Below are 22,454 nucleotides of genomic sequence, written 5' to 3'. Positions count from 1 at the left end.
TTGGAAGACATTGTGACCGTAAACCCACGTAGCCGAAGATACGCTCGTGACGTTGCTCGACGCTGGCGCGTACATCACAACGCTGCCGAAGAACGAGCACAAACCCGGAAACCGGCGGCTGGCGCCTGAGTTTTCACTGCGCCGTGGCTGGTGGCGGAAGGCGGCGGGCCGGTGATGTTCTCTCGGATCGGCATGATGCGGGCGTTGAACCGGCACTACGTTCCCGAGTTCAACTCAAAGGACGAAGAACCGCACAGGGGGCGGCGGAAACTGAAGAGGGACCCATGACCGTCTTCGTGTACGTCAATACCGCCAGACAGGTCGGCGATAAGGATTACATCAAGGTTTTCGCTACGGCGGAGGCCGCGGAAATGTGGTTCGAGGAGAACGATCCAGAGGGCTTTGCTTTCGAATACGACGTGATTGAAGAAGTGGGCCCGCTAGCGTGAACCCACAGAACGCGCCAACTGAGGCAGCTTTACGTCTAGGTGTTCCGCTTATAAATACACGCGTAGGGAACAAACGAAGATTTATTTAAATCACAATCTGTTCTCGCCCGGAGAACCGCAGGCCCGCCAGCGTGAACCGGCGACTTTCATTTGTTGACAACCAGACGCCCAGGCACGAAGCTTGCTTTCATAAAAGCGTCGCCAATCATTGCTGTTCTATTTCTCTAAAATTCTTTTATCCATATGGAGGCACCGTGACCGACGAGGAAATCGCCCGTCTGCGCGCCCATGACAGCAACATCAGTCGATATCGACGGCTGCTTAAAACCAATCTCTCAGACCTGGAGCGCCGGTATTTGGAACAGCGCCTGAGCGAGGAAAGATCGGCAGTCAAGAACTTGGATCATCCTCCTCCCACACCACGGAAGGAGCACGGCCAGTCAGTCTGAGTGAAGCCGCTTTTGTTTGTGCCCCGCCTGCCACTAAACTCATTAGCGCGTGCGTGTGGAGCTACTAGGAATCGATCATTGCGGTGTACGTGCGATCCCGCGATGACGGCATGCGCGCTCGCCGATCACAAAATGTGCCGGTCACTATCCGCCCCGCAGCCCCGCGGAATGGTTGGCTGACGGCCATGTGACCTGCAGCATCCAGTGCCTGAACGGCCGCTGCGATCGCAAGGCCGACGTGCGTCTCGACACACTCCCGCAAGATCAGCCGTGGTCGCGCGTCGGCTTGCGCCTGATCTGCTCAGAATGCGGCGCCGCGGGATCTGTGCATATCGTCCCGAACTGGCATGACAGTCGCGGGCAAGTCAGGCCAAGCATGGGCGACAGTCTAAGGCCGCCCGTCGGGCGACCTTCCACGCTCAGCGGTAGTTATTAGGCATACACGACCCCGGCCGTCGGAGCTGGTAATTGCGTTGCTGCACAGTGAGGTCGAAAGCAACAGTGTAATGGTCGGTGGTGTTACGGCGGCGAACCTGCCGCAGGATCTTAAAAATTCGCGTCGATCGTCTTCTTCTGGAGAGGACATCGCGCCTCCTATGATTTTCGGGATAGTTAAGTGTTAGTCGATTAGAAAATTAAATCGTTCAATCACGAAATGTAGCCAAAATTCCCGTCTCAGTCGGCGGACTTTTACCGCTGACGCTCCGTTAGGAACCTAGCATCGCTGCCCGGCTTGCTGTCTCGCTAGCTCCCTCCTTCGAGCTGGCGGAGCGGCCCCGGCCTTGACCCCCCAGGCAATCCAGCCGGGGTCGTCTCTCCTGCGGGGGGAGCGTCTAGCTTTGCTCGATGTTTCGAGCGCCTAATTCCTGGTCCAGCTCCTTCAAGCGCCCGAGGAGGTTTTCAACGATCTCCATGCAATCGGAATGCCCCAATGATTGCACCCCGCGCGCCGCCAGCTCGCGCTCTAACATAGCCGCGACGATTACTTGAATGCTCACACATCGTCCCCCGGAAAACATTGCCCCTTACGTCGGCTCAAGGGAAAAGCCGCAGCGTGGTTCCAGCCCCACTGCGGCATTCCCGGTCAACTTGAAATTTTGTTGGTACTTAAATCGCGCCGGTGTTCTGAAAGTAGAACACACCGTCCGAAAATGGAGTCGGTATAGCTACCGGACTCCGCTGTTCTACCGATTGTCGTTAAGAGGCGGACATGTCACCGCTCGCTCTCCAGCCCCCATGCTCCCGGCAGCCGATCCAATTGCGGATTAGAGCGCCAGAGCTTCGACTGTGAAGGTCGCAGGAACGGCTAAAGGGCTGCTCCTGCGACCGACGCCGCGACGTTCCGCACGATCGGCACGGCACCCGTGGTGCTAGCACACTGGCCCGCCAGCGTGCACCGGCGCCCCCGCAACGAAATCGTTTTCCCGCCTCAAGAAACACTCCCGAAACAAGCCGGGTCTAGGTTCTCCTCATAGGCGAACGGGGATTTCGGTCATGTGGACACTCATTGAAAATCTGTATCGGGATTACTGCCTGACGCGGTTGAACGAGATTCGAAAGTACGAACTCAGCCACTGAGCAAGAAAAACCGCCGCCTGGGAGCTGACGGGAGTTGATTGAGATTTTAGACCGGCGGGCACCGGTCGCTTGGGAATCAACTTAGCATCGAGGCCCGCCAGCGTGAACCGGCGGGAGCAATCGATACGAGATTGCCAAACGTTCCGCGAACATCGCGGCCAAGCTTGAAATAAACGCCCGGCCGCGATGCGTCGAAACCGGGCACTGAAATTCCCCAGCAATGGAGCTACGGGCCCAGGGTAATTTAGTTTCAACAAAAGCCGCACGCAGCCATTCGGCAAAGAAAAACCGCCAGCCTTGTGAGCCGGCGGAGTGTCTGAGATAGCGATTGGCGGACACCTATCGAAGCCGCGCCGCCAAGCGCGTCCGTTCATTCAGCCGCCATCGCTCGACGCCAATCGAGGGATTTCCTGACCAAGGAATCCGGCCTATCACTGGTCCGGGTTGTCACACCCACGGACATGCGCTCCTGATTTGCTTAAAAAAACCATCCCCTTTCGGGGCGCTTCGGCGCGTCTGGCACACCAAGCACGAGACCCGCCGGGGCTATCCGGAGGTTGTACGAACTGGGGCTAAGGGACACCGATCGCCTGGAACAACTCGCCGGGCCCAGCATTTTTACCCTTTTGATAACTTGTTTGGCTTAGGGCACTTCGATGAAGGATCTCGAGCATTTAAGTCCGCTACATGCGGCTACAGCATCCAGCCTCATGGCCGGCGCATTGCAAGCGGCACTGATTCAAACCCTGCTGCGCAAAAAAATGATTACCGATGAGGAAGGTCGCGAGATCTACGAGCAGGCTCTTTTAATGCTCGAAACTTCCCAAGCCGTCGCTTCGTCGCAAGAGGTGCTCGAGGCCGCTCGGGAATTGATCGAACAACACCTTCGAAGACATTAACGCCAACGTCCGCGCCGCCCCAAAATCATCTGCTTCCATCTGGCCGCGCTGCGCTCCTCATGTGATCTGTATGCTTGGACACGGGACATGCTCGCCTCCAGAGAGCAGAATTGCGTTGCGCCGCGCGCCTGAGTCGAGGCGGCGCAATGGCTTATCCGCCCCTTCAAGAGATTGATCTCGTAACGCGCGGCGATTCCCGCTGTAGGGAAAATGAAGATCGCCAGCGGCAAAAGTAGCCATTCCTGGCCGACGCCTCTCGTTCCCGTTAACCGGTAGGCGGCTGTTGCAGAGGAGCGCCCCTGGCTTTTAATCAGTGCCAGAGACTGAAAAACCCGCCGGCCTGGGAGCCGACGGGTTCTCAATTTACCCTGCCGATCGCGGTACTTCGTCACCAATCCGCGTTGCTGGACGTAAGCAGATACCTTTGACGGCTGGTTACCGCCTCAGCCGCCGACGGTGGTCAGTCGCTGCCGGTCGCGCTTCCTGTGCATACAGCGCCCCCTGCGGCGGTCGAGGAGGCCGCTGTCGTCCACCCTTGGCATAATCATTGCCGAGCTGAGCAGGAGTGGGATTTCAGTGCCCAGTCTGAGACAAGAGTGCTGCCGGGGGGACTGGCATTTCGAGCCCGGCAGCGCTCTTCTTTACTGTTCTGGCTCGCCTGCGGAGGGCCCGCCCCCTGTTTCGAGGGACAGGCCAATCCGCCGAACGCTGTTCCGCCGCTTGCAGCACCACCGACGACCGTCTGGCGGCCACCTCCGCACGCTCGTTATCCGATAGCTCGTCGGCATGCGCAGAACAAACAACCCGTCTCGGGGCGCTTCCGCCTTTTCGTCCACAAGCCCTGCATATTTTTCCCGAGTTGCGACTTTTTACGCGCGCAACCTATTGATCTCACGCAATGGTTGAGGTTCAGTGCGCCCCTGTTGTTTTGGCCGGGGGGCTTTCATATGCGTAATTTAGGCATCGTGGCGCTTTGCCTCGCGCTGGGCGGCTGCGTATCTACTGGCGAGACCGTTTCTTTTCGAGCGTCAAATCCGCAGCAGCAGGCGCTTATGCGAGATGGGCAGCCGGCCCTGGTGTCACGACAAAAGAACTCACTCGTTCTCGTTAGACCGGCCTGGCGCCAACTCCAGGCGAACGGGAGACCTGTGTTCATCGTCGGCATCAACAATCTGAGCAAGCAGCCGGTCGACTTCCGCGTTGCGCAAGTGGAGGCTGTTCAGCACGCCGCGGGCTCTGACTTCGAAATGAAAGTCGTGACCTACGAGATGTTGGTGCAAGAGGAGCGAAATCGCCAGGTCGCAGCCGCCCTCCTCACAGGCTTGGCAGCAGGCGCCAATGCCTACAGCGCATCGCACGCGGGACATGGCAGCTACACCACTCCGAGCGGGCGCACTGGCACCTTCTACAGCCCGACCGCTGCAGTAATCGCGCAAAACAACGCAGCAGTGCAGAACGAGGCGATGATTGCTGCAACGGTGGAAACCGGACAGCGCAACATGGCCGTGCTTGAGCAGTCGGTCATCAAAGACAACACGCTAATGCCAGGTGAATGGTACGGAGGTCAACTTCATGTGGCGCCGCCAACCGATCAGGCCGGCGCACAGAAGAGCTACACCATAGTCATCGCAGTAGGTACGGAACGACATGTCGTCGAAGTGGCGCAAGGCCCGCCAGGGGTCTGACCGCATCGCTGGAAACATCCTTTCCTAGAACGAGGATCACTAATATGGCCGATGCTCAGGTCACGTGTATCAACAAGCAGCCTAGAGATAATCCCCATGAGGGCATCACTCACCTTGGCGGGTCTAACTGGAAATGGCCAAGATTGCAGGTGATTCAGTCCATCGAGTCGAGCTCAAACACTTTTTTCACGATGGTCGATGGCAAACGGGCGGACATCGGCGTAGTCGATCGCCCCGATGGCAAATACGTCCGAACGCACGCCGACGGCTATTATAATGACAACCTGCTGGCGCTCCGCGAGTGCCCGTAGCACTCAAAATTTCTCGCGGAACAAGAATCTAAAACTTGGGGGGCAACAATGAAGAACGCGATCAAAGCCATTATGGGATTGCTGGTGGTTCTAGCTCTGACCCAAGATGCGAGTGCACGCGGCGGATCACACGGAGGCCGCGTCAGTTACGGCGGCGGACATCACACAAGCAGCCATGGGGGGAGCTTCGTTGGGAGCGTCTCCGGTTCATCTCATCGTGGCGGCACCTATGTGAACTCCAGAACCGGCAATCGCTACGGCACCCATCAATAGGAGAGCGCTCCCAGATGGCACTGGCGCGGATTGTGCAGAGTCGGCCGGGTAGATTCGCCATCGTTGCTGGTGGGACTGCTGTATTGGCCTCGCTGCTGTGGGCATGGTGGTCGTCCCCGCCTCCGTCTAGAGAGCCCTATTACTATACGATTTCGGATGGGGCTTACTCGGTCGCTGTTGGGGACCGAGAGATGTTCTCGATCGGCTTGGTGCCTGACTATCGATCTACGGAGTGGAAGCAATACGAATACAGATGCTCAATCGCACAGCTCGCGCAACGACCGCGGCATGGTCCGGCGGGATTTGAGTATAAAGGCCGCTCTCTTTGCAATTCAGCTGCCTTAGATGACGCTGCTTTCGTCAACGCGAGGGCCCAGTTCAAAACGTATGTTGACAATGATGTTTGGGCACAACGAAGAAACGTAGCCTTGCGCGTGGCTGCCGCCGTTGGTTGGGGATTTTTGGGGTGGACAATCGTAATGATGTTGACTCTATGCGGGCTATGGATCTCTCGCGGCCATGCTTCCATGAGAAATCGATAGCGGGCAAGGGCCTGAAGGGCTTTACTCGCCCACACAGATTTCGATGGTGAGCCGCCGAGCGATAAGGACTACGGCGATGTTCGGGTGACGAGGTAAGGTGCGGATGTCCCCTGACAGGAGCGAAACCCCTTGAGTGATTTCAATCAAGAGCTAGCAAGCAGCACTTCTTGCGCGCACTGCTCCGCTGAAGTGCCGCTAGTGTCAGAGACGTGCCCGAAGTGCTCCACTCCCGTGCCGCCTCGTATCAATTTCCATGAATTCTTTGCCGAACTGGAGCGCAGAACAATCATGGACGCGCGCTTTGGCGGGCTTGTCTTGGGGCGCGAAGGGCCTGAAGACGACATACCGTTACTTCAACATCAAGGCGCTGGCGTCTTCGTTCTGATTGGAGCCATGCAGGGCGGCGAATATATTCTGTCAGAAGAAGCAACCAAACGTCATGAGGCAAGGCTGCACGAAATCAACGCCGAGAAAGGATCACTGCCGAAAGTCTCGTATACTCCAGGTAGTACGGTGATCGATACAAATCTCATGCCCTCCGGTGGAGCGCTTTGGGTCGCTCACCATGGTCAGTTCATCGTAAATCGATTTGCGACCGCAAAATATTTCGACGAGCTAGAGAAGATGAATGTATCCCGATCGTTGAGCAATTGCACCAAATAGCTGACCACGACCAGCACGACTAGTACACGCCCAATCATTACTAGTCACGCAGCCAATAACCCGTTAGGAGACCAGAAAATGACTACCGAGAACATCGGAGTGATCTTCAAATGCCCAAAGTGCGGCTGCACCGAGATCACCCTTCCCGACAACCACACTGATGCGTCGCACGCCACCTGCAAAGATTGTGGGGTCGACTTCGGCCCATATGGTGAAATCAAGAAGCAGGCCATTGATTTGGTGAAGAGCGACGTAAACAGAAAAATCAAAGAGGCGTTTAAGGGCGTGAAGGGCTTCAAGATCAGTTAGCCCATTCCCGCCATCACAAATTTCTCTCCGACTTAGAGCGGTTAGGGTAGCTTGAGCAATGCGCATCAAAGGCTGGGCTAGAATTGGTATTGTGCTTTCGGCCATATGGGCGATAGGCGGCGGGCTCTACCAAAACAACGAAGAACTCTCTCGCTCAAACAGTTTCTTCCAATTTGCCTATGAAGTCTGTCAACGCGGCAAGGATGCGGGTACCACAAAGGATTTCGACTGCTTCAAACAATCCTGGGAGGACGCTAAGCCATTTAGAGAGCCTCGCCTGGGCGATGTTTTGTTTATGGCGTTTGCGCCCCTTCCCGTGTGTTGGCTGTTCGCATTTTTAGTTATCCTCATATTTCGCTGGATACGCAGAGGCTTTGCCGTCTAGCAGCCAGGTTGCGGATAGTGCAAGATGCGCGCTGGGAATAGCCGGGGGTAGTGATGGGATTCGGTGACTGGGTCGGAATCATTTCGCTCGGGCTAGCTGTCCCACTCGGGATTGCCACCAACCTGCTCACCCCTCATCTAGTTTCTTACCTTGACCGACGCAGGCTTATAAAATGGACGCGTAGCAAAGGGCAGGAGCTGAGAGTCTACCGCCAGGTTAAAGCGTTCAGAGACGGTACCAGAGACAAGTATCCCTTTTACATAATGATGGGCGCGCTCTGCGTCTGTTTCGAATTGGCAGCTTCTACGCTTGCACTAACGGCTTTCATAACCTTCCCGCACCCCCATTTTGATATTACGGCTCTGGAGCCCGCACGTTTCGTTATTGGCCCTCTAAGCGGCGCTTTCTTTGCACTTGGCGCGGTATTTCTCGTTACCATTTCCGCTACAGAACGACGCATCGATAACTTCGATGAATATACGGCGGAAGTCCGCGAGAAGTGGGGAGATGACGCTGTCTAGTTAGGAGGTTGGCTAGATAACCGCGTCAATCGCCTTCACCGGCAACGCAGCGTCGTGCTGGGCCAGCGCGGCCCTCACATCCACCTCGTCCGCCCGCCCCTAAACCCTGTGCCGCGCTATCTCAGCACCCGCGCTATCGAGCACCATGACTACCGTGCCGGCACTCTGGTCGAATTCGGGATCGCTGGCGATTTCCCGAGCGACACGGGCGCCGTATTGCACCGCTAGTTCAGCAGAGCCAAATAGCTCCCCCGCTTCGTCCGCCTAAGTTTCGCCGTTGTGGAAGATCGGGAAGTAGAAACGTTGCATGCCAACCTCGTCCTTTAGCGCGGCGATCATTTCCACATCGGGGACGGTGCGCACCTGTCGGAAAAGACAGGACGTCAAACGGCGGCGCTCGCGTCGTGCCCCTACACACCCGCCGCATCTTGGCATCCCTCACCGCCGACACGACCCGTACGGGCAACTCTGGCTGCGCCAGCTGAGCCTGTACTTGCGACCGCCTTCGCTGCCCAAAAGGCCGAGCACTTGTTCCCGAATTAACCCGCAGCGCGGGCATCAAGCTTAATCCGCAAGTTCTGTTGCGGCGAGCACCGTGAGAGCTAGGGTGAGCGCGCCGGACATTTCCCCGAAGTCCGGACCCACCGTGGCAAAGCCGTCGGGCCATTATATTCGGCGCGGCGGCTTTGTTCTTCAGCGTCGCTGGAGGGCGCAATGTCTACCGAGTCTAACGCTCATTCGGTATCGAGACCGGTGTCGGCCTGGACGGAGCTGTGGCACGTCTGGTTTGTCATCATTCCGAGGCGCACGATCACCGGCAGATTGGCGTACGGAAATGTTTGGCGCCGCTGGGATGGCCGCCGCTGGATTTATAAGCGCATGACGCAGTGCGATGCCTGATGTCAGTGCCTGCCCAATGAAGCCAGGCTGAAAAAAATGTCCGCACCTCATTTAGAAGATCCGCCGCTCTGGCCTTGGCTCGTGTTAATTATCGGCTTTAGTGCGCTTGGGCTTGGAGCAATATTCGTGCTGAGCCGAATTTTGCTAAGCGTGCTCTTGCCGTAACTCTCGCATTACCTGCTAATGCCTGAACCAGCGAGTCCACACCTGGCATGCGGTGAAATTTCATGCGCGCAAGGTTGCGTACATCGCGCTATGTGTTAGACCGCGCGCCTCAACATCAAAGGAGCGTCGCTTGCCTAAAAAGAAACAAGTAGTTCGTCGCGAATGGACTAAGGCAGACATTCAGGAACTCAAAGCGCACTCAAAGGCACGAACGCCTGTCGTGAAAATAGCCAAGATGACCAAGCGAACCGAGGGCTCGCTACGTCAGAAGGCGCTGTACTTGGGAATTGGTCTGGGCCATCAGCGGTGATTGAAAGCTCGCTGGCTCACACAGAACCACATGCCGAATTTCGATACTGGTTTGACATCAATCTGACACGCTCGGGTGCAGATTATTCGCTTGCGATGCGCCGCTGAATCTCGCGGCCTCGTGCTAGAGGTTGAGGGCTCGCTATCGCCAGCCCCGGCGGGCCCTCCCTCAGTCAGCAAGACTGACGTTTAAGTTTTCCATAAGTGTGACATCGACGACATTGCGGACTGGTGCCGTCGCTGTAGGCTTATCTTGCCGGGGCTGGAATCAATATCTCACGTCTTCATTTTACCCGGCTGGCCGCAGTGGTTCGCCGCTGCGGCCGTTTCGTGTGGCGCCTACCTTCACGGCGCGTTTGGAGGGCTCACCCCATCCGTAGATTTTCAGCCGAATCTTTTCCGCGGTTGTTCACGACATCGAAGCTAACCTTAGCTCCCTCTGCCAAGGAGGTGTAACCAGCCTTCTCAACCGCTGAGATATGGACGAAGACGTCCTTGCCGCCGTTGTCAGGTTGAATGAACCCGTAGCCCTTCGTCGGATTAAACCACTTCACTGTCCCCATAGCCACGTAACGTCTCCCTTTTCAAAAACTAAAACCAATACTGGAACTCAGACAAAAGCAAGGCTGGTGCTGGCGGCCTTGGAGGCCACGGGCTCCACAATCGCTTTGCCCAGGAGACCCTGCCGCGCCTACAAGGCTGCTCCGGAGGCCCCAGCACAACATCACCCGGCTGCCTCGCCTTGTCGCAAGGGGGGCTTGGGTGTTTCGAACCGTGATCGAGATCACGCGGCAAGCACTTGTGCGGCGACGCGCAGAATTTACCGAAGGTAGCACTTGACGAACACCTTGGGCCGAGCGATCTGCCAGTCCCACCCCTAGCGGCTTCTCCCGGCCGCGGTTTCGCGCGATCATCGTGCCATGTCCGCAGCCCGCATCATCAAGCCACCCCCATGTCTGGCGGCGACCGCAAATATTTCGCCCGTGAGATCCACAAGGCTGAAGTTACCTTCGCCAATCTCGTTGAGCAGGCAGCCGCGGCCCATGCGGCCGCGGACGCAGCGCGCGCCACCGCCTACGCTCTCGATTGTGCGGCTTGGAACACAGCCCTATTCATTGGGGAGCTCGATCACGCGTCGCCAACGATCAAGGCAGCCATTGCCGGAGGCTTTCCGCTCCTCGAAGTCCGCTGCGAGCACTGCAAGCACTTCGAGATTATTGACCTTTCACTGGTCGTGCAGCCTCGTGATCGACAGGTCGCGCTGATGCGGAATTTTCTTTACTGCGGCCGCTGCCAGCGCAGCCTCGGCAAGAAGCGGCGGCCCGACCTGATCGGTTTACGGCAAAACGGCGATCCGCGGCCGGCCGCGCCGTCACGCCGCACGCTTCCTGAAAATGTGCTGGTGTGGACGGCCTCTCATCCCCGCGGTTTGATGGCGCTCTTGGCGTCAGAGATAGATGAGAGGAAAGTCCAATGAATATTCCCGTTCGTATCGGCATGGATACTTCCAAGTCGGTGTTCCAGCTTCACGGTGTTGATGAGAATGAGGTGGTGGTGGTCCGCCGCCAGTTCCGGCGAGCCGAGATGATCCGCTACTTCGAGCGGCTTCCACCGGTTCTCGTCGCCATCGAGTCCTGCGGCAGCTCGCATCATTGGGCGCGCCTGCTGCAGTCGTTCGGTCACGAGGTGAAGCTGATCCCACCTCAGTACGTGAAGGCTTACGTGAAGCGCGGCAAGAACGACGCGGCCGATGCCGAAGCGCTGTGCGAGGCGGTCACCCGGCCGAGTATGCGGTTTGTACCGGTCAAATCGAAGGAACGGCAAGCGGCCTGCATGTTAATGACTGTGCGGGAACGCCTGGTTAGCGTGAAGTCGCAGCTTTCCAATGCTTTCAGGAGCTATGCGGCTGAGTTTGGCATCGTCGGCCCCGCCGGTCGGCAGAATGTCGCGCAACTTATCAAGCGGCTGCTCGAGGATGATAGCTTGCCGGAAATGGCAAAGGATCTCTTCGGACTCCAAGCAGAGGAATATGCCGCGGTCGAAGCCCGCCTGGCAAAGATCGAAGCCAAGCTGATGAGGTGGCACCGCGACGATGATGTCAGCAGGCGGATCGCGACGATTCCCGGCGTCGGTCCGATTGGGTCGTCCATGCTAAGCATGAAGGCGCCGCCGCCGGAGACGTTCAGGTCACGCCGCGACTTTGCGGCTTGGCTCGGACTGACACCCAAGGATCATTCGACGGGCGGCCGGCAAAGATATGGCGGAATCACAAAGGCCGGAGACTCAATGCTCCGATCGACGTTCATTGTCGGCGCGACCGCGCTGCTAAGGCACATTCGAAAGGGCCGTCATAAGCCGACACCCTGGCTTGCATCGCTACTGGAGCGAAAGCCGCCGAAATTGGTGGCGGTGGCCTTGGCCAACAAGTTCGCCCGTATCGCTTGGCGATTGATGATATCGGGCGGAGTATACAACCGACCGGTAGCCGCCATGCCCGTCTGATCTGAAATCGGCACCGCGAGCGAGGTTGCTCGGCGGATAGCCCACGAACTTGCAGGACGCAGTAGATGGAAGGACCGATCGGTCGATACGCGCGAGCTTCCGTAGATTACAGTGGCATCATCAAGGTCGCCTATGTGCTTGGAGCGTGCGTAGCGAACACCATCTTGGCCAGCGGACTTTGTCCGTGCAAACAGGCCGGACATCTGATAGCAAGCGATCAGGTCAAAAGTCTGCTACCATCCTGACAAGTGGGGGGCAGCATCACCACCAACCAGGCTGCGATCAGCGCGCTATTCCGCGTCGTCAACAGATACGTCGGCAACCTCGCGCCAATGCCCGGCGTATTCCCCGACTACAAAGCCCCTATCGTCAGGAATAGCGTCGACGGCCGTGAACTCGCTACGGCCCGGTGGGGAATGCCGTCATCCTCCAAAGCGTTAATGGACGCTACCAAGAAGCGCGCGGAGAAGATGCAAGCCAAGGGCAAGACGGTCGATTTTAAGGAATTGCTTCGGATGGAGCCTGACGGCGGCACGACCAACATCCGCAACGTCCATAGCAAACATTGGACGCGCTGGCGGGGTCCGGAGAACCGCTGCGTGGTCCCGTTCAACAGCTTCAGCGAGTTCAACAAGGCGGAAGGCGGCGACATCTGGTTCGCGCTAAACGAGACCCGACCGCTCCTTTGCTTCGCCGGCATCTGGACCAACTGGACATCGGTCCGGAAGGTCAAGGAAGGCGAGACTACCAACGACCTTTACGCGTTCCTCACGACGGAGCCGAATGCCGAGGTAGGCGTCATCACCCGAAGGCGATGCCCGTGATCCTGACCACTCCTGACGAGGTCGAAATCTGGATGACGGCACCGTCGGAGGAGGACCTCAAGCTGCAGCGGCCGCTTCCTGACGGGACGCTCGAGATCGTGGCGCGCGGCGTTAAGGAAGACGCGGCGCCGGCGACGTAGCGCTCTGCACAGGCTGCCAATCGCGAATCCCTGACTTGTGGTAACCGCTCGGAACAGAAGGGCGGAAGGATTTGTCCGGCAGGAACGCCCTCGTAAGGGGCGTTCTCAGGCCACGCCTTTGAGGGCTTGAGCTAAGTAGGCACAGAGCAGCCCTCCCTGGGGCATTGAAAATCGTCAAGGCAACGAGGACGACGAGCATACAAAACACTGGCTCAATATACTGAGGTCTGCTCTACGCTGCTGAATTCTCAGCGCTTCAAGCTAAGTGCCACCAGTCGTGCACGGAGATCACAGGGGCCGGATCGTGCCCCGCCTCGAAAGCCCGGTGCGCAAACGCTTCGCTGTCAAGACTTGCAAACGCGCTGTGGTCAGCGACTCGCCAAGCATCGGCAAAAGTGCTTTCGATCACGTGCGTATTCGGCTTGGCGAGTGAGGTTCCATCCGGCAGTTGGAAATCATTATTGGCGTTTCCATCGAAATTGCCGAGCAGCCCCTCAAAGCTGTCCAACTGGGCGGCAGCTACATGGACGGAAACATCCAAATACTTGGCGTGGTCGGTTATCTCAACAGAATCGAGCGCGGTCTTGATCTGGTGTGTACTAGCGCTTGCTCTGCCGACAACCACCCCATCACCTAGATCGAGGCTGTCACCCACACCAAATGCGACGGGTTTGCCGTCGACGAGCATTGTATTTGGTGTGGCCTCATCAAATACAAATTTGTGATGGTCGGCCTCGACGGCGACGGCGGTCAGGTAGCTCACACCTTGCCGGCCTAGGTTTTCTGCCCGGCCGTCGACCTCGAACTCCGGACCGGACGTCGCATGGGCGATGACAAAATCGCCGGTGGCCTGCAGGTCAAATTTGTGGCCATCGAACGATTTATAGTGAACATCACCCGAACCGCCCCCGGTGGTCCCCTCGATCAAGTGGCTGAGATTGTCTCCGGTAAATGCGTCGGCTACGTTTTGCAATTGCGCCAAGTCTCCTGCTGCCTTGGTGAGCGCAGTTGAGGCCGCACCTTGCTCGACTGACTCAATTGCAGCAACATCGCTCAGCAGCTTGTTGCCGGCGTGATCTGTGTGTAGCGCGTGGTCCATTTCCCGGTTACCAGCCGCGATTATGGACGCGACAGCATCGGCTGCCGCAGATGGCAGAGTAATATTCTCAGTGTGCGCGACCTGAGTAAGTAAAGTGCTTAGAGCGGCTTTGTCGCTCAAATCGATGCCTACCCCATCCAGTGCGGAGGCAAGTGCGGAGAACGCATCCTGCAGGCTCGTACTGAACGTGCCGCCTGCGCCAGCCAGGGCGGACGCCATCAGTTCTACCGTATCGAAGACTTTTGCCCCAGCGACTTCGGTTGCAGCACCATCAGCGTTGCCGGCTTGTGCTGCTGCAATCGGATCGAAGTGGGTGAAGTCGATAGCAGAGGACAGGCCGAGAGCAGAAAGGAGTTTAGTCTGCTCGGAACCAGCTGCAGCAAGCTTTGCAAGCAGCGTTGTCAGTGGCGTGATAACGGATGAGCCCTCAGGGGCCATTAGCTTGCCTTTGAACTGCAAGCCGGTCAAGGTATCAGTCCCCCCAGAGGCAATGAGAGGACCGGTTCCTGAAAGATCGGAGAAGGACCCGGTTGCATCGGTGGTCCTCGTAGCCTCACCGGAGTCAAGCCGGCCATTTCCATTGGTATCCGCGAAAACCGTCGCACCGGAGATGTAGCCATCCATCAACGAGTTGAATATCACCGAGTTTGCCGGAAGCTTCGGAAGATCATCAGGAGCTACGATGCCGCTTCCCTCGATGAAGCGTTGCCCCGCCTCATCCGAAATTCCAAGGGTCTGCTCGATCTCATGCAGGAATTTCGGAATAGCCCCACTCTGCAGCAAATCGCCATATAACGTGGCTGCATTGTCCACAAATGGAGTGAGGCCGCTCTGGATGTGATCATAGAGATGGTTCAGTTCCTCTTCTACGCCGGACATCAACTTGTCTGCCGCCAACTTGAAATATTTGCCTGCCCCAGGCACCATCTCGTCCAAAGCTTTCTCTTCAACCTGAAGAGCAAGCTTAAGAGGTCTCGCCAATATGTAGGTGAACAACTCGCGGGAAGCGACGTACGCCGGATCAGAGGAAGTAAGAAGTGCCGCCGCCTTGAGCGCGATTTTAGCTGTTTCCAGTGTTTCAGCCAGCTCCGGCTCCAGCACGATCAGAGCGCTTTCGGTTAAGTCTAACACTCCTTTAGCTACGGCCAACAATGCGACCTTTGATACATCGATCGAAGCCCCACCAGTGAACTTTGCCACATCTAAGTAGCTGAATTTCAGCTTTTCATCGTCTGACTTGAACTCTCCGGTCCAACCGAGAGTGCCAGCGCCGACAAGGTTGCTTAGCAGGGGAGCTTCTAAGGTGTAGGTTTCGAATTTCCCGTGGAAAAGGGCCGTGTTTGTGAAAGCCCCAACATGGGGCCCGCCGTGAAATTCGTCCTCTCCTCCATTCAAGGTCAGTGTGTTATCGTGCGAGCCGGCGTCGAAAATCTCGTTGCCAGGTCCGCCAACGACAACATTGCCTCTAAATTGACCGCCGATGACGTGGTAGCGATCACCCGGCGCGGACGCGGTATTGAAGACAGATGCGTCGGTCCAACCCTTGAAGGCACCAGGACGATCGGGAAGCTGAACGACGTCGTTTCCACCCAAGCCGTGGAACTGAGTTGTCGGATCAGCTTCGATTGCCTTTTTCTGATGATCCTTCAACTGGTTGAAATTAACTTCGTCCGCTGACGTGGAGAACAGACTGTGCACATCGATATTGCCCGACGTAGAATTGAGTCCACCCCCAGCCGTCGCAGAAGCTGACACCGTGAAAGTTTGGTCCCCCTTCGGGGGCGCCGGATCGCCGACCAGGTGAAGAATACCTTCAGCACTGGTCTTTAGTGCAGGCATCGTAACTACAATGCTGCTCTCTCGAAAGGCGTGCTCCCCATCCTTCACTGTAAGTGTAATGTTGTAGGGCCTATCAGCCGGATGGCTCGCAGTTACGGTGACAGGAACGTCCACCGTCGAACTAGTCAGATAGGCGTCGGTGGACGAGACCGACAGAGTGGGTTTATCTGCATCGTCCAATATGATTATTTCAAAAGGCCCCGGGTTTATCTTATTAGCACCGGTCGTTTCAGCATCTCCGAAGATCGTTTCGCCGGGAATCTGATCGGTTCCTCGCTCCCAAATATTGTCATTTAGAGTTCGAAGGTGAAGAAATTTAGCTTGAGAAGGGTTTGTAGAAGTAACTGCCCCATTCAGCGGCGCATAATCCACTCCAGGCGTTGCAGATCCAGGAGTAGTAGTCACGGTGGTCGTTACAGGAATGGGATGCCCGTGTTTGTCTCGTCCAGCGAGCGCGAAAAATGTGAGGGACCCACCCTCTTCAACTTTGAAAATGTTCATACAGAACACCTCGTCTCAGTCGGCAGCCCTTGATTTGTTTACGCGTTAAAGGCCAAGTTCCCGTGTCCAGTATACTTCGAACGAAAATCAAAAACCATCTACTCACGCACACAACGATCTTCAAACTCCACGAAAAATAAGATCAGACATGCTGACGTTGCTGCACAGCGTCACGAGGTGTGATCTGAAACCCTCCGCGCTGCGATTCTAGGCTTGTGACAGATTTCAAATGAGACGATCATGCTGGAGCACGCGGAACGTCGTTGTTCGACATGCAGAGCGGCCGTCATCAAGCAAGTGGCTTAATGCATCCCAGCGCCTGAGGCAGTAATTGATCGCCTTGGTCGTGTCGTTGTTTGTGAAGAGCTTGGTGCTCCGGATCTCCTCGACCAAAAGCATTAGGCTTGCGGCGGAGGTATCGATGCTCGCGGGACTGGGTGGGTTGCGAGATCGATGTCTTCACGCTGGTAGACGTCGCTCTGACGATGAAGAGCAGGTTTCTTTGGCTTCTTGACCGCCATGAACTCGCCTTACGGCCTTTCGCGTTTCGTCCATCCGGTCGCACCAGCAATGGTCGTTTTTCGTCCGCAAGCGCTTCTTTACAGCTCCTTAGCTGGCGTTGTCGCCGGTCGTTTGTTGACTGCCATGTTCTTCCCTCAGCCGAATCATTTCGGTTCGGATGAGCCTATCGTCTACAGCGCAGGGCTAATTATCGACGCTGGAACCCTTTTGCTGTCACCGCACCTTTTTGCCCTGCGAAAGGCCCCTTGAACGAGCTGGCACGGAGCAGGCCTTCGGAGGTGATGTCCCGGTATTCGATCTCGGCGTAGAACTTCGGCTCGACCCAGGTGGCCTTCGGCTTCTTGATGCGCTTCGTGAGCTTTTGCTTCGGGCTGACAACCGTATCAAGCGCCTTGCGGATCTCCGCCGATTTGATCCGGCTCCAGCCCGTGCCGACCTTCCCCATGTAGCGCAGCTCTTTCCCTTCCTGCTTGCCGAGGTAGAGCGCGGCGACGCCGGACGGGTCCTTGACGAAACCAACGACGGGGAATTTGTCGCGCTGCACCGTCTTGATCTTCTGCCAGGCCTCGACCCGCTCCGACCGGTACGGCGCATCAACGCGCTTGGAGACGATGCCCTCGTAGTTCAGCTTGCTGGCCGCCTCGAACAGCGCCTGCCCGTCACCTTCGTGGTGCTCACTGTAGAAGATGGGGGCTTCCAGCCCGTTCTCGTCTATCAGCTGCTTCAGGAGCGCCTTGCGGGCAAGCTGAGACAGTCTGCGAAGGTCCTTGCCGTCCAGCCACAGGAGATCGAAGGCGAAGTAAACTAGCCGGTCCCCGGTCGCCTCGGCCGAGATCTGCCTGGAGTTCGGAGAAGTTGGTTCGCTCTTCATGGATGACGACCACCTCCCCATCGACGATCGCCTGACCCGGGATATTGAAGGCGCCGGCAATTACCGAGAAACGGTTGACCGAGGACGGGCAATGAACCGGCACCCCTGATGCTTTTCGGCGTGGCCATCATCCCGATCATTGCAGTATTGGCGTGGTTCGCTTTTTAGCGCTTTAGCACCTTTTCCGCGATCGCGCGTCATTCAGTCGAAGTCTCCCTAAGCTTCACACCAGAAGGCCCCGCTTCCCCAAGGGGTATTCACTTTTTTGGCGCTGCATCTTTTCAGAAGGGTCCTTTTGGCTTGACCACTTTTCCCACTACCGTAGCGTAGACCGGCAGGGTTTGAAGGAGCGCAATTGCCGAAAAGCCTATTGGAATCGCGACCGCAGATCCTCGCGCCGGCCCGAGCCCGACGACGCGATGTCTACCTAAAATTACCGCTGAAACTAGCATGCGGTGCTCCTCCCAAAAAGGTCGGTGGGCAGACCAGGACCGGTCCGCCGCACCGCGTAGAAACCGAGATCCGGTTCACAGTCATACGGGTGCCACATCGTACGGGATGTTTGGCTCGGCTGTCACACTTTCCAACTCCCAGGTCAGATGCCATTAAGCTCACACATTCGTCTCGTGTCATCACTTAATGAGCAATAAGCGAGGCCTTCTCGGCTCCAGTTGGCCAAGCTCGCGTTGCATCAGCACGGCAACGCAGCCGTTCAGGTGAACTTCCAGGACCAGCTCGGTCCTCCTTGATCGGCCAGGCGTTTTCCGTTTCCGTCCTGTAGCTGTGGCCCGAAAGAGGCACACGAGCGGCACAATGCCATAAACGAGCGCCCGCAAGGGATAGTTCTTGGCACCAGCTCACCGGCGTCCTCTAATTTTGGAACGGTGAGACGCTGGAATATGGCGACGATTCGAAAGTTGCGCGGTCGATGGCAAGCCCAGGTACGGCGCCGCGGCACTGTTGCGCGAGCCAAGTCATTCGATCGACTAGCGGATGCGGAGCGCTGGGCGCGCGAGCTAGAAGGGGAAGCTGACAGAAATCGCTGGCAAGCTGATACACGCGCTTCCGAGACGACAACGCTCGGCGAACTCCTTCTTCGCTACGTGCGCCAAGTGACACCTAATAAGCGTGGGGCAGCACCCGAGAGAGCTCGCATCAACACGATTCTGCGATGCACCATAGTTCAGCGGACGCTTGCTAGACTGACCAGCGCCGATGTCGCGCTTTATCGTGACGAACGCCTCAAGATCGCAGCTCCAGCGACCGTTGTACGCGAGCTCAGCACAATCAGCCATGCACTGGAGGTAGCAACTTGCGAATGGGGGTTCTGGCTGCCGCGAAATCCGGTCAGAGGAATTAGGCGTCCTCCCCTTCCCCGCGGGCGAACTCGACGGCTCCGACCGGACGAGGAACGTCGCCTCGTGGAATTCGCTGGTCGGATGCAGTTCCCGCTGCTCAGGCCGCTCGTGATTGTCGCACTTGAGACCGGTATGCGCCGAGGCGAGATGCTGAGCCTCAAGCAGAGCTGCGTCGACTTGGCTCAGCGCGTCGTGCATTTGACGGAGACAAAGAACGGCGACAGTCGGGATGTCCCTCTCTCGGGTCACGCAGTCGCGGCTCTAAAGGACGCCATGAGCAAGAGCTCTGGTGATGAGCGCGTGTTCCCGATGACTGGCAGCACCGTACGGGCAGCGTTCGATCGCTTGCGCCTTCAGACCCGTACGCCGGACCTGCGCTTCCATGACCTGCGCCACGAGGCCATTTCGAGGCTGTTCGAAAAAGGACTGAATATAATCGAAGTGGCTTCAATCTGCGGTCACCGGGAGTTGAAGATGCTCAAGCGCTACACTCACCCTAGGGTAAGCGAGCTGGCACGGAGATTGGATGTGAGACCTGAGCCCGGGCACGCACATATTTCGTAAGGCCAGGATGTGGAAGTCCTAGGAAACGGCACAGGTGTCCATCCGGGTGGCTCCTGGGTCGCCGACGAGTTTTTCGTCTGACCTTGGATGCTTCAGTGGTGAAGGTGCCGCACGGACCACTATCCTGCCCGGACCACAACATGTAATTGTCGATTAATACCAGTAGCCAGCCCCAGTGTGCTTACCGGCTGATCGCGTTTGGTCCATATCCAATCCACACTGATTTCGTCGCTTCCTCGTAAGATCTAATCCTAACTAATCGAGTTCGGCGGCATTCCGTTCATAATTTTCAGCCGGACAGTATTTATCTAACGAATAACCAACGAGAAATGGACGCAGAACTAATCATTTCTGCACAGCCGAGCGACGACTTCATCGATATCTGATCGAAAACCAACCGATATCTATCCGAGCAGCTCTTCCACGAAGGCCCTGCGAATGGCTCGCGGACCAGGAGTCCGCTCTGTTGTCCATCTTGCCGTCTCCACAATCAGCCATCAGTTGAGCAGACGACCGATCCTTGCGCTCGGACGACCGGACTTCCGGCTAGCTCTCCACGGTACGGCTTTGCAAAATAGCCAGTCTGGCATAGATTTGCGTCATCGCTTGGCGAGGTCTCCAATGACCAGCAACCAACTCTTTGCTGTGCTTTTCCCTGTTGGCATACTTGTAATCCTCTGTCTGTATGCTTGGGGTTTTAGGTGGTGGATCGATAGGCGCCGCAGGGCGGACACGACGGGCGCCCCGAGTTGCCGAGGGACGTCGGCGACATTATCCGGATGCTCGATCAAGCCGGCCGCCTGATTTCAGGAGGCCAAGCTCCGACTTCGCTCCCTCCTCTAACTTCAGTAAAACTTAAGAAGGGACCATATTTCGAACGAAATGAGCCTAGTTTTGGCACTCAAGGACCGTCTGGCCGGTCGTTTCTTAAGTTGGGCTGAAGCAAGTTCTTCAGCGTCGGCCCCAAACGGCGCCTTTGGCGCTGCGATTGGGCTGCCTTCTTCAGTAAAACTGAAGAACTTGGCCACGAATAGTTTTTTTGGCTTTTTTCTTCAGTAGAACTTAAGCACACGCATCCGCACAGGTTCTTGGGCGAGCGCCATAGTAGCACCATGAGGCATTCGACAACGCGTATCGGCAAAGCTGGCGCTGAAATAGTCATCCAGACTATCGACTACTCGATGCAGTAAATGCAAAAGAGCGCTGCGCGACCGTGTCGGATATGCAACCAAGATGCTCCTCTTGCGCTGGCACCAAGTGCCTCCGAGGTCAAGCATTGCCCTCTCCCGGCGACAGGATGACCCCAAGGTTTTGCACCACCATGCTTTTCCCAGAATAGCATGTGGCAATTTGAGATAGCGGCTAGCACGGGTGGATCCGCCTATGCGGGCCTCCGGATTTCTTCACTCCCTTGGCTCGAGCACTACCGCTTGGATATCAAACGACGATCGCCTCTCAGATCAGCGTCAGCTTCCACAGCCGCCGAGGATGTTGGCTTCCGATCACCGCCCACTGGTGGAGAACATCATCAAAGCCGCCGGAAACCACCTCCGCAGGAGGATTGCAGCCGAAAACCGTATCCCCAAATGGGAGCGGACGGCTCTTTCAATCGCTAGTCGGCTCGACCCTTGGTCCGCGCGCTATATTCAGCGCTGAAGGCAAAATAAAAGCCCACCGGATCCGACGCCGGTGGGCTTTCAGAAGGAGTGTCCGACGTGACGGCGTCAGAACTACACGTACAATATAGCAAGAATTCAGAGGAAAGCGCACGGTCCTCCGACAACGCTGAGCTGCTGGCCGATCTCGACGTGAGCGATGCCGGCGAGGATATCGCGGAAGTAATCACGGCTATCCAAGCCTTGAAGGTGGTGGAAACGCGCAGGGCTCCGGAGCCAACCCCACCTCAGCCTGCAGCGCCTAAAGCACCTCCGCCCGCTGCACCGCGAGCCCGCTACTCAGATTCCGGGATGGCGGGCGTCAGCGACGAACAGTTGGAGCGGTTCATTTCGGTGGGCTCGACCGTGCCGGACGGATGCCAATCGGGGCGCTTTGCGACATGCGGCGGCTGCGAAGGGGCCTATGACCGTGCTGTTGGAGAAATGCTAGCCGAGTTGGACGCCGTCGATGACGAAGCGCCACCTTCCGCTGCGGAAACAGCTCGAATCAATCGCAGGAAGGAGCTTCGCGACCGATTGTCCCTCACCATCGAGGAAATGGCTGAGGCCGCTAAGCTCCCACCGAAGCCGTCGCTCAAGGAACAGATTAGAGCGGAACGTGCGGCTCGGAAGCGCGCCAAAATTCGACGCCAGAGCGCAGATCGGTCACGGCGATATCGCGCGCGAAAACGAGATGAATCACCGAGCTTGCCGGTTAAGCGTTCGACCCGATGGGCCGTGCGGCGACTCAACGCGCTGCTCCGAGCTACCGCCAATCCCAGGGGAGACAAACGCCTTATTAAGTTGCGCGGCCGGGAGACCGAGATCGTCCAGTTCATTGAGTTGCGGCGCGCCTTGGGCAAGCAAGCAACCCACAGGAAGATTGCGGAATTCATCACCAAGAGTGAGCAAGCGGCGCGCAGACTCGCCCGTGTCGTTAAGGAGCTAGAACAGCCGGGGCAATGTTGGTTCGGTATGGAATGAAGGTTTGATCCGACAGTTTCGCGTCACGCTCGGAGTGACGCTGACCCAACATCCTGGGACAGGCTGTCATTCGGCTTGCAATATTGACCCCCTAAGCCGGGGGATCGGCGTCCAAAATTGACCCCCTATAGGTTGGTCTGTTGCGCTGCCTGCTTCG

At 57.2% G+C, this 22,454-nt stretch carries 17 protein-coding genes and 1 pseudogene; 14 read left to right on the top strand and 4 right to left on the bottom strand.

What is annotated here, in order from left to right; translation table 11 throughout:
- Nucleotides 1-284: 284 nt before the first annotated feature.
- Nucleotides 285-449 carry a hypothetical protein gene (locus ABIB66_RS12350; RefSeq protein WP_354254888.1) on the top strand — a complete coding sequence of 55 codons (165 nt, stop codon included), beginning with the start codon at nt 285-287 and terminating at the stop codon, nt 447-449.
- A 254-nt stretch (nt 450-703) separates the two neighbouring features.
- Nucleotides 704-898, top strand: a complete 195-nt coding sequence (locus ABIB66_RS12345) for a hypothetical protein (protein WP_354254887.1) — start codon at nt 704-706, stop codon at nt 896-898.
- A gap of 833 nt (nt 899-1,731) precedes the next feature.
- Here the strand turns inward: ABIB66_RS12345 and ABIB66_RS12340 are convergent.
- The gene (locus ABIB66_RS12340) at nt 1,732-1,896 is read right to left on the bottom strand and encodes a hypothetical protein (protein WP_354254886.1); all 165 of its coding nucleotides are present in this window, start codon (nt 1,894-1,896) and stop codon (nt 1,732-1,734) included.
- 1,236 nt (nt 1,897-3,132) lie between these two features.
- Between ABIB66_RS12340 and ABIB66_RS12335 the strand changes: the two genes are divergently transcribed.
- The 7 genes from ABIB66_RS12335 (at nt 3,133) to ABIB66_RS12305 (ending at nt 8,064) form a co-directional block, all read left to right on the top strand.
- Nucleotides 3,133-3,375, top strand: a complete 243-nt coding sequence (locus ABIB66_RS12335) for a hypothetical protein (RefSeq protein WP_354254885.1) — start codon at nt 3,133-3,135, stop codon at nt 3,373-3,375.
- Between the two features lie 1,148 nt (nt 3,376-4,523).
- Nucleotides 4,524-5,060, top strand: coding sequence for a hypothetical protein (locus ABIB66_RS12330; protein ID WP_354254884.1), 537 nt, complete (start codon nt 4,524-4,526; stop codon nt 5,058-5,060).
- Between the two features lie 44 nt (nt 5,061-5,104).
- Nucleotides 5,105-5,371 carry a DUF3892 domain-containing protein gene (locus ABIB66_RS12325; protein WP_354254883.1) on the top strand — a complete coding sequence of 89 codons (267 nt, stop codon included), beginning with the start codon at nt 5,105-5,107 and terminating at the stop codon, nt 5,369-5,371.
- A 944-nt stretch (nt 5,372-6,315) separates the two neighbouring features.
- A complete protein-coding gene (locus ABIB66_RS12320; RefSeq protein ID WP_354254882.1) occupies nt 6,316-6,849 on the top strand; it encodes a hypothetical protein in 534 nt (177 codons plus the stop codon).
- Nucleotides 6,850-6,927: 78 nt separating this feature from the next.
- Complete coding sequence (locus ABIB66_RS12315) at nt 6,928-7,158, top strand: ECs_2282 family putative zinc-binding protein (protein WP_354254881.1); 231 nt, start codon at nt 6,928-6,930, stop codon at nt 7,156-7,158.
- Between the two features lie 58 nt (nt 7,159-7,216).
- Complete coding sequence (locus ABIB66_RS12310; RefSeq protein ID WP_354254880.1) at nt 7,217-7,543, top strand: hypothetical protein; 327 nt, start codon at nt 7,217-7,219, stop codon at nt 7,541-7,543.
- A 53-nt stretch (nt 7,544-7,596) separates the two neighbouring features.
- On the top strand, nt 7,597-8,064 hold the full coding sequence (locus ABIB66_RS12305) for a hypothetical protein (protein WP_354254879.1): 468 nt from the start codon (nt 7,597-7,599) through the stop codon (nt 8,062-8,064).
- Between the two features lie 1,739 nt (nt 8,065-9,803).
- Here ABIB66_RS12305 and ABIB66_RS12300 read toward each other — a convergent pair.
- Nucleotides 9,804-10,007, bottom strand: coding sequence for a cold-shock protein (locus ABIB66_RS12300; protein WP_085348421.1), 204 nt, complete (start codon nt 10,005-10,007; stop codon nt 9,804-9,806).
- Nucleotides 10,008-10,390: 383 nt separating this feature from the next.
- On the opposite strand from ABIB66_RS12300, the gene ABIB66_RS12295 reads away from it, so the two are divergent.
- From ABIB66_RS12295 to ABIB66_RS12285, 3 genes and pseudogenes are all read left to right on the top strand, one after another.
- Entirely contained in the window at nt 10,391-10,915 is a 525-nt protein-coding gene (locus ABIB66_RS12295) for a hypothetical protein (protein WP_354254878.1), read from the top strand.
- Entirely contained in the window at nt 10,912-11,940 is a 1,029-nt protein-coding gene (locus ABIB66_RS12290) for an IS110 family RNA-guided transposase (protein ID WP_354254877.1), read from the top strand. Before ABIB66_RS12295 ends, ABIB66_RS12290 begins: the two co-directional genes overlap by 4 nt.
- A 248-nt stretch (nt 11,941-12,188) precedes the next feature.
- Nucleotides 12,189-12,904, top strand: a pseudogene (locus tag ABIB66_RS12285) (SOS response-associated peptidase).
- A gap of 256 nt (nt 12,905-13,160) precedes the next feature.
- Here ABIB66_RS12285 and ABIB66_RS12280 read toward each other — a convergent pair.
- Nucleotides 13,161-16,343 (bottom strand): VWD domain-containing protein, encoded by a 3,183-nt coding sequence (locus ABIB66_RS12280; protein ID WP_354254876.1) that lies wholly within the window; start codon nt 16,341-16,343, stop codon nt 13,161-13,163.
- 709 nt (nt 16,344-17,052) lie between these two features.
- Nucleotides 17,053-17,736, bottom strand: a complete 684-nt coding sequence (locus ABIB66_RS12275; protein WP_354254875.1) for an ATP dependent DNA ligase — start codon at nt 17,734-17,736, stop codon at nt 17,053-17,055.
- Nucleotides 17,737-18,635: 899 nt separating this feature from the next.
- Here ABIB66_RS12275 and ABIB66_RS12270 point away from each other — a divergent pair.
- Nucleotides 18,636-19,658 (top strand): site-specific integrase, encoded by a 1,023-nt coding sequence (locus ABIB66_RS12270; protein ID WP_354254874.1) that lies wholly within the window; start codon nt 18,636-18,638, stop codon nt 19,656-19,658.
- A gap of 1,715 nt (nt 19,659-21,373) precedes the next feature.
- Entirely contained in the window at nt 21,374-22,297 is a 924-nt protein-coding gene (locus ABIB66_RS12265; protein WP_354254873.1) for a hypothetical protein, read from the top strand.
- Nucleotides 22,298-22,454: the final 157 nt, after the last annotated feature.

Source organism: Bradyrhizobium sp. F1.13.3 (assembly GCF_040548265.1).
Lineage (GTDB): Bacteria > Pseudomonadota > Alphaproteobacteria > Rhizobiales > Xanthobacteraceae > Bradyrhizobium.
This window is presented reverse-complemented; position numbering and strand designations above follow the sequence as displayed.

Coding starts and splice junctions, on each gene's coding strand:
- ABIB66_RS12350 (WP_354254888.1), top strand. CDS start 285: ATGACCGTCTTCGTGTACGTCAATACCGCCAGACAGGTCGGCGATAAG.
- ABIB66_RS12335 (WP_354254885.1), top strand. CDS start 3,133: ATGAAGGATCTCGAGCATTTAAGTCCGCTACATGCGGCTACAGCATCC.
- ABIB66_RS12325 (WP_354254883.1), top strand. CDS start 5,105: ATGGCCGATGCTCAGGTCACGTGTATCAACAAGCAGCCTAGAGATAAT.
- ABIB66_RS12315 (WP_354254881.1), top strand. CDS start 6,928: ATGACTACCGAGAACATCGGAGTGATCTTCAAATGCCCAAAGTGCGGC.
- ABIB66_RS12310 (WP_354254880.1), top strand. CDS start 7,217: ATGCGCATCAAAGGCTGGGCTAGAATTGGTATTGTGCTTTCGGCCATA.
- ABIB66_RS12305 (WP_354254879.1), top strand. CDS start 7,597: ATGGGATTCGGTGACTGGGTCGGAATCATTTCGCTCGGGCTAGCTGTC.
- ABIB66_RS12295 (WP_354254878.1), top strand. CDS start 10,391: ATGTCTGGCGGCGACCGCAAATATTTCGCCCGTGAGATCCACAAGGCT.
- ABIB66_RS12290 (WP_354254877.1), top strand. CDS start 10,912: ATGAATATTCCCGTTCGTATCGGCATGGATACTTCCAAGTCGGTGTTC.
- ABIB66_RS12280 (WP_354254876.1), bottom strand. CDS start 16,343: ATGAACATTTTCAAAGTTGAAGAGGGTGGGTCCCTCACATTTTTCGCG.
- ABIB66_RS12275 (WP_354254875.1), bottom strand. CDS start 17,736: ATGAAGAGCGAACCAACTTCTCCGAACTCCAGGCAGATCTCGGCCGAG.
- ABIB66_RS12270 (WP_354254874.1), top strand. CDS start 18,636: ATGGCGACGATTCGAAAGTTGCGCGGTCGATGGCAAGCCCAGGTACGG.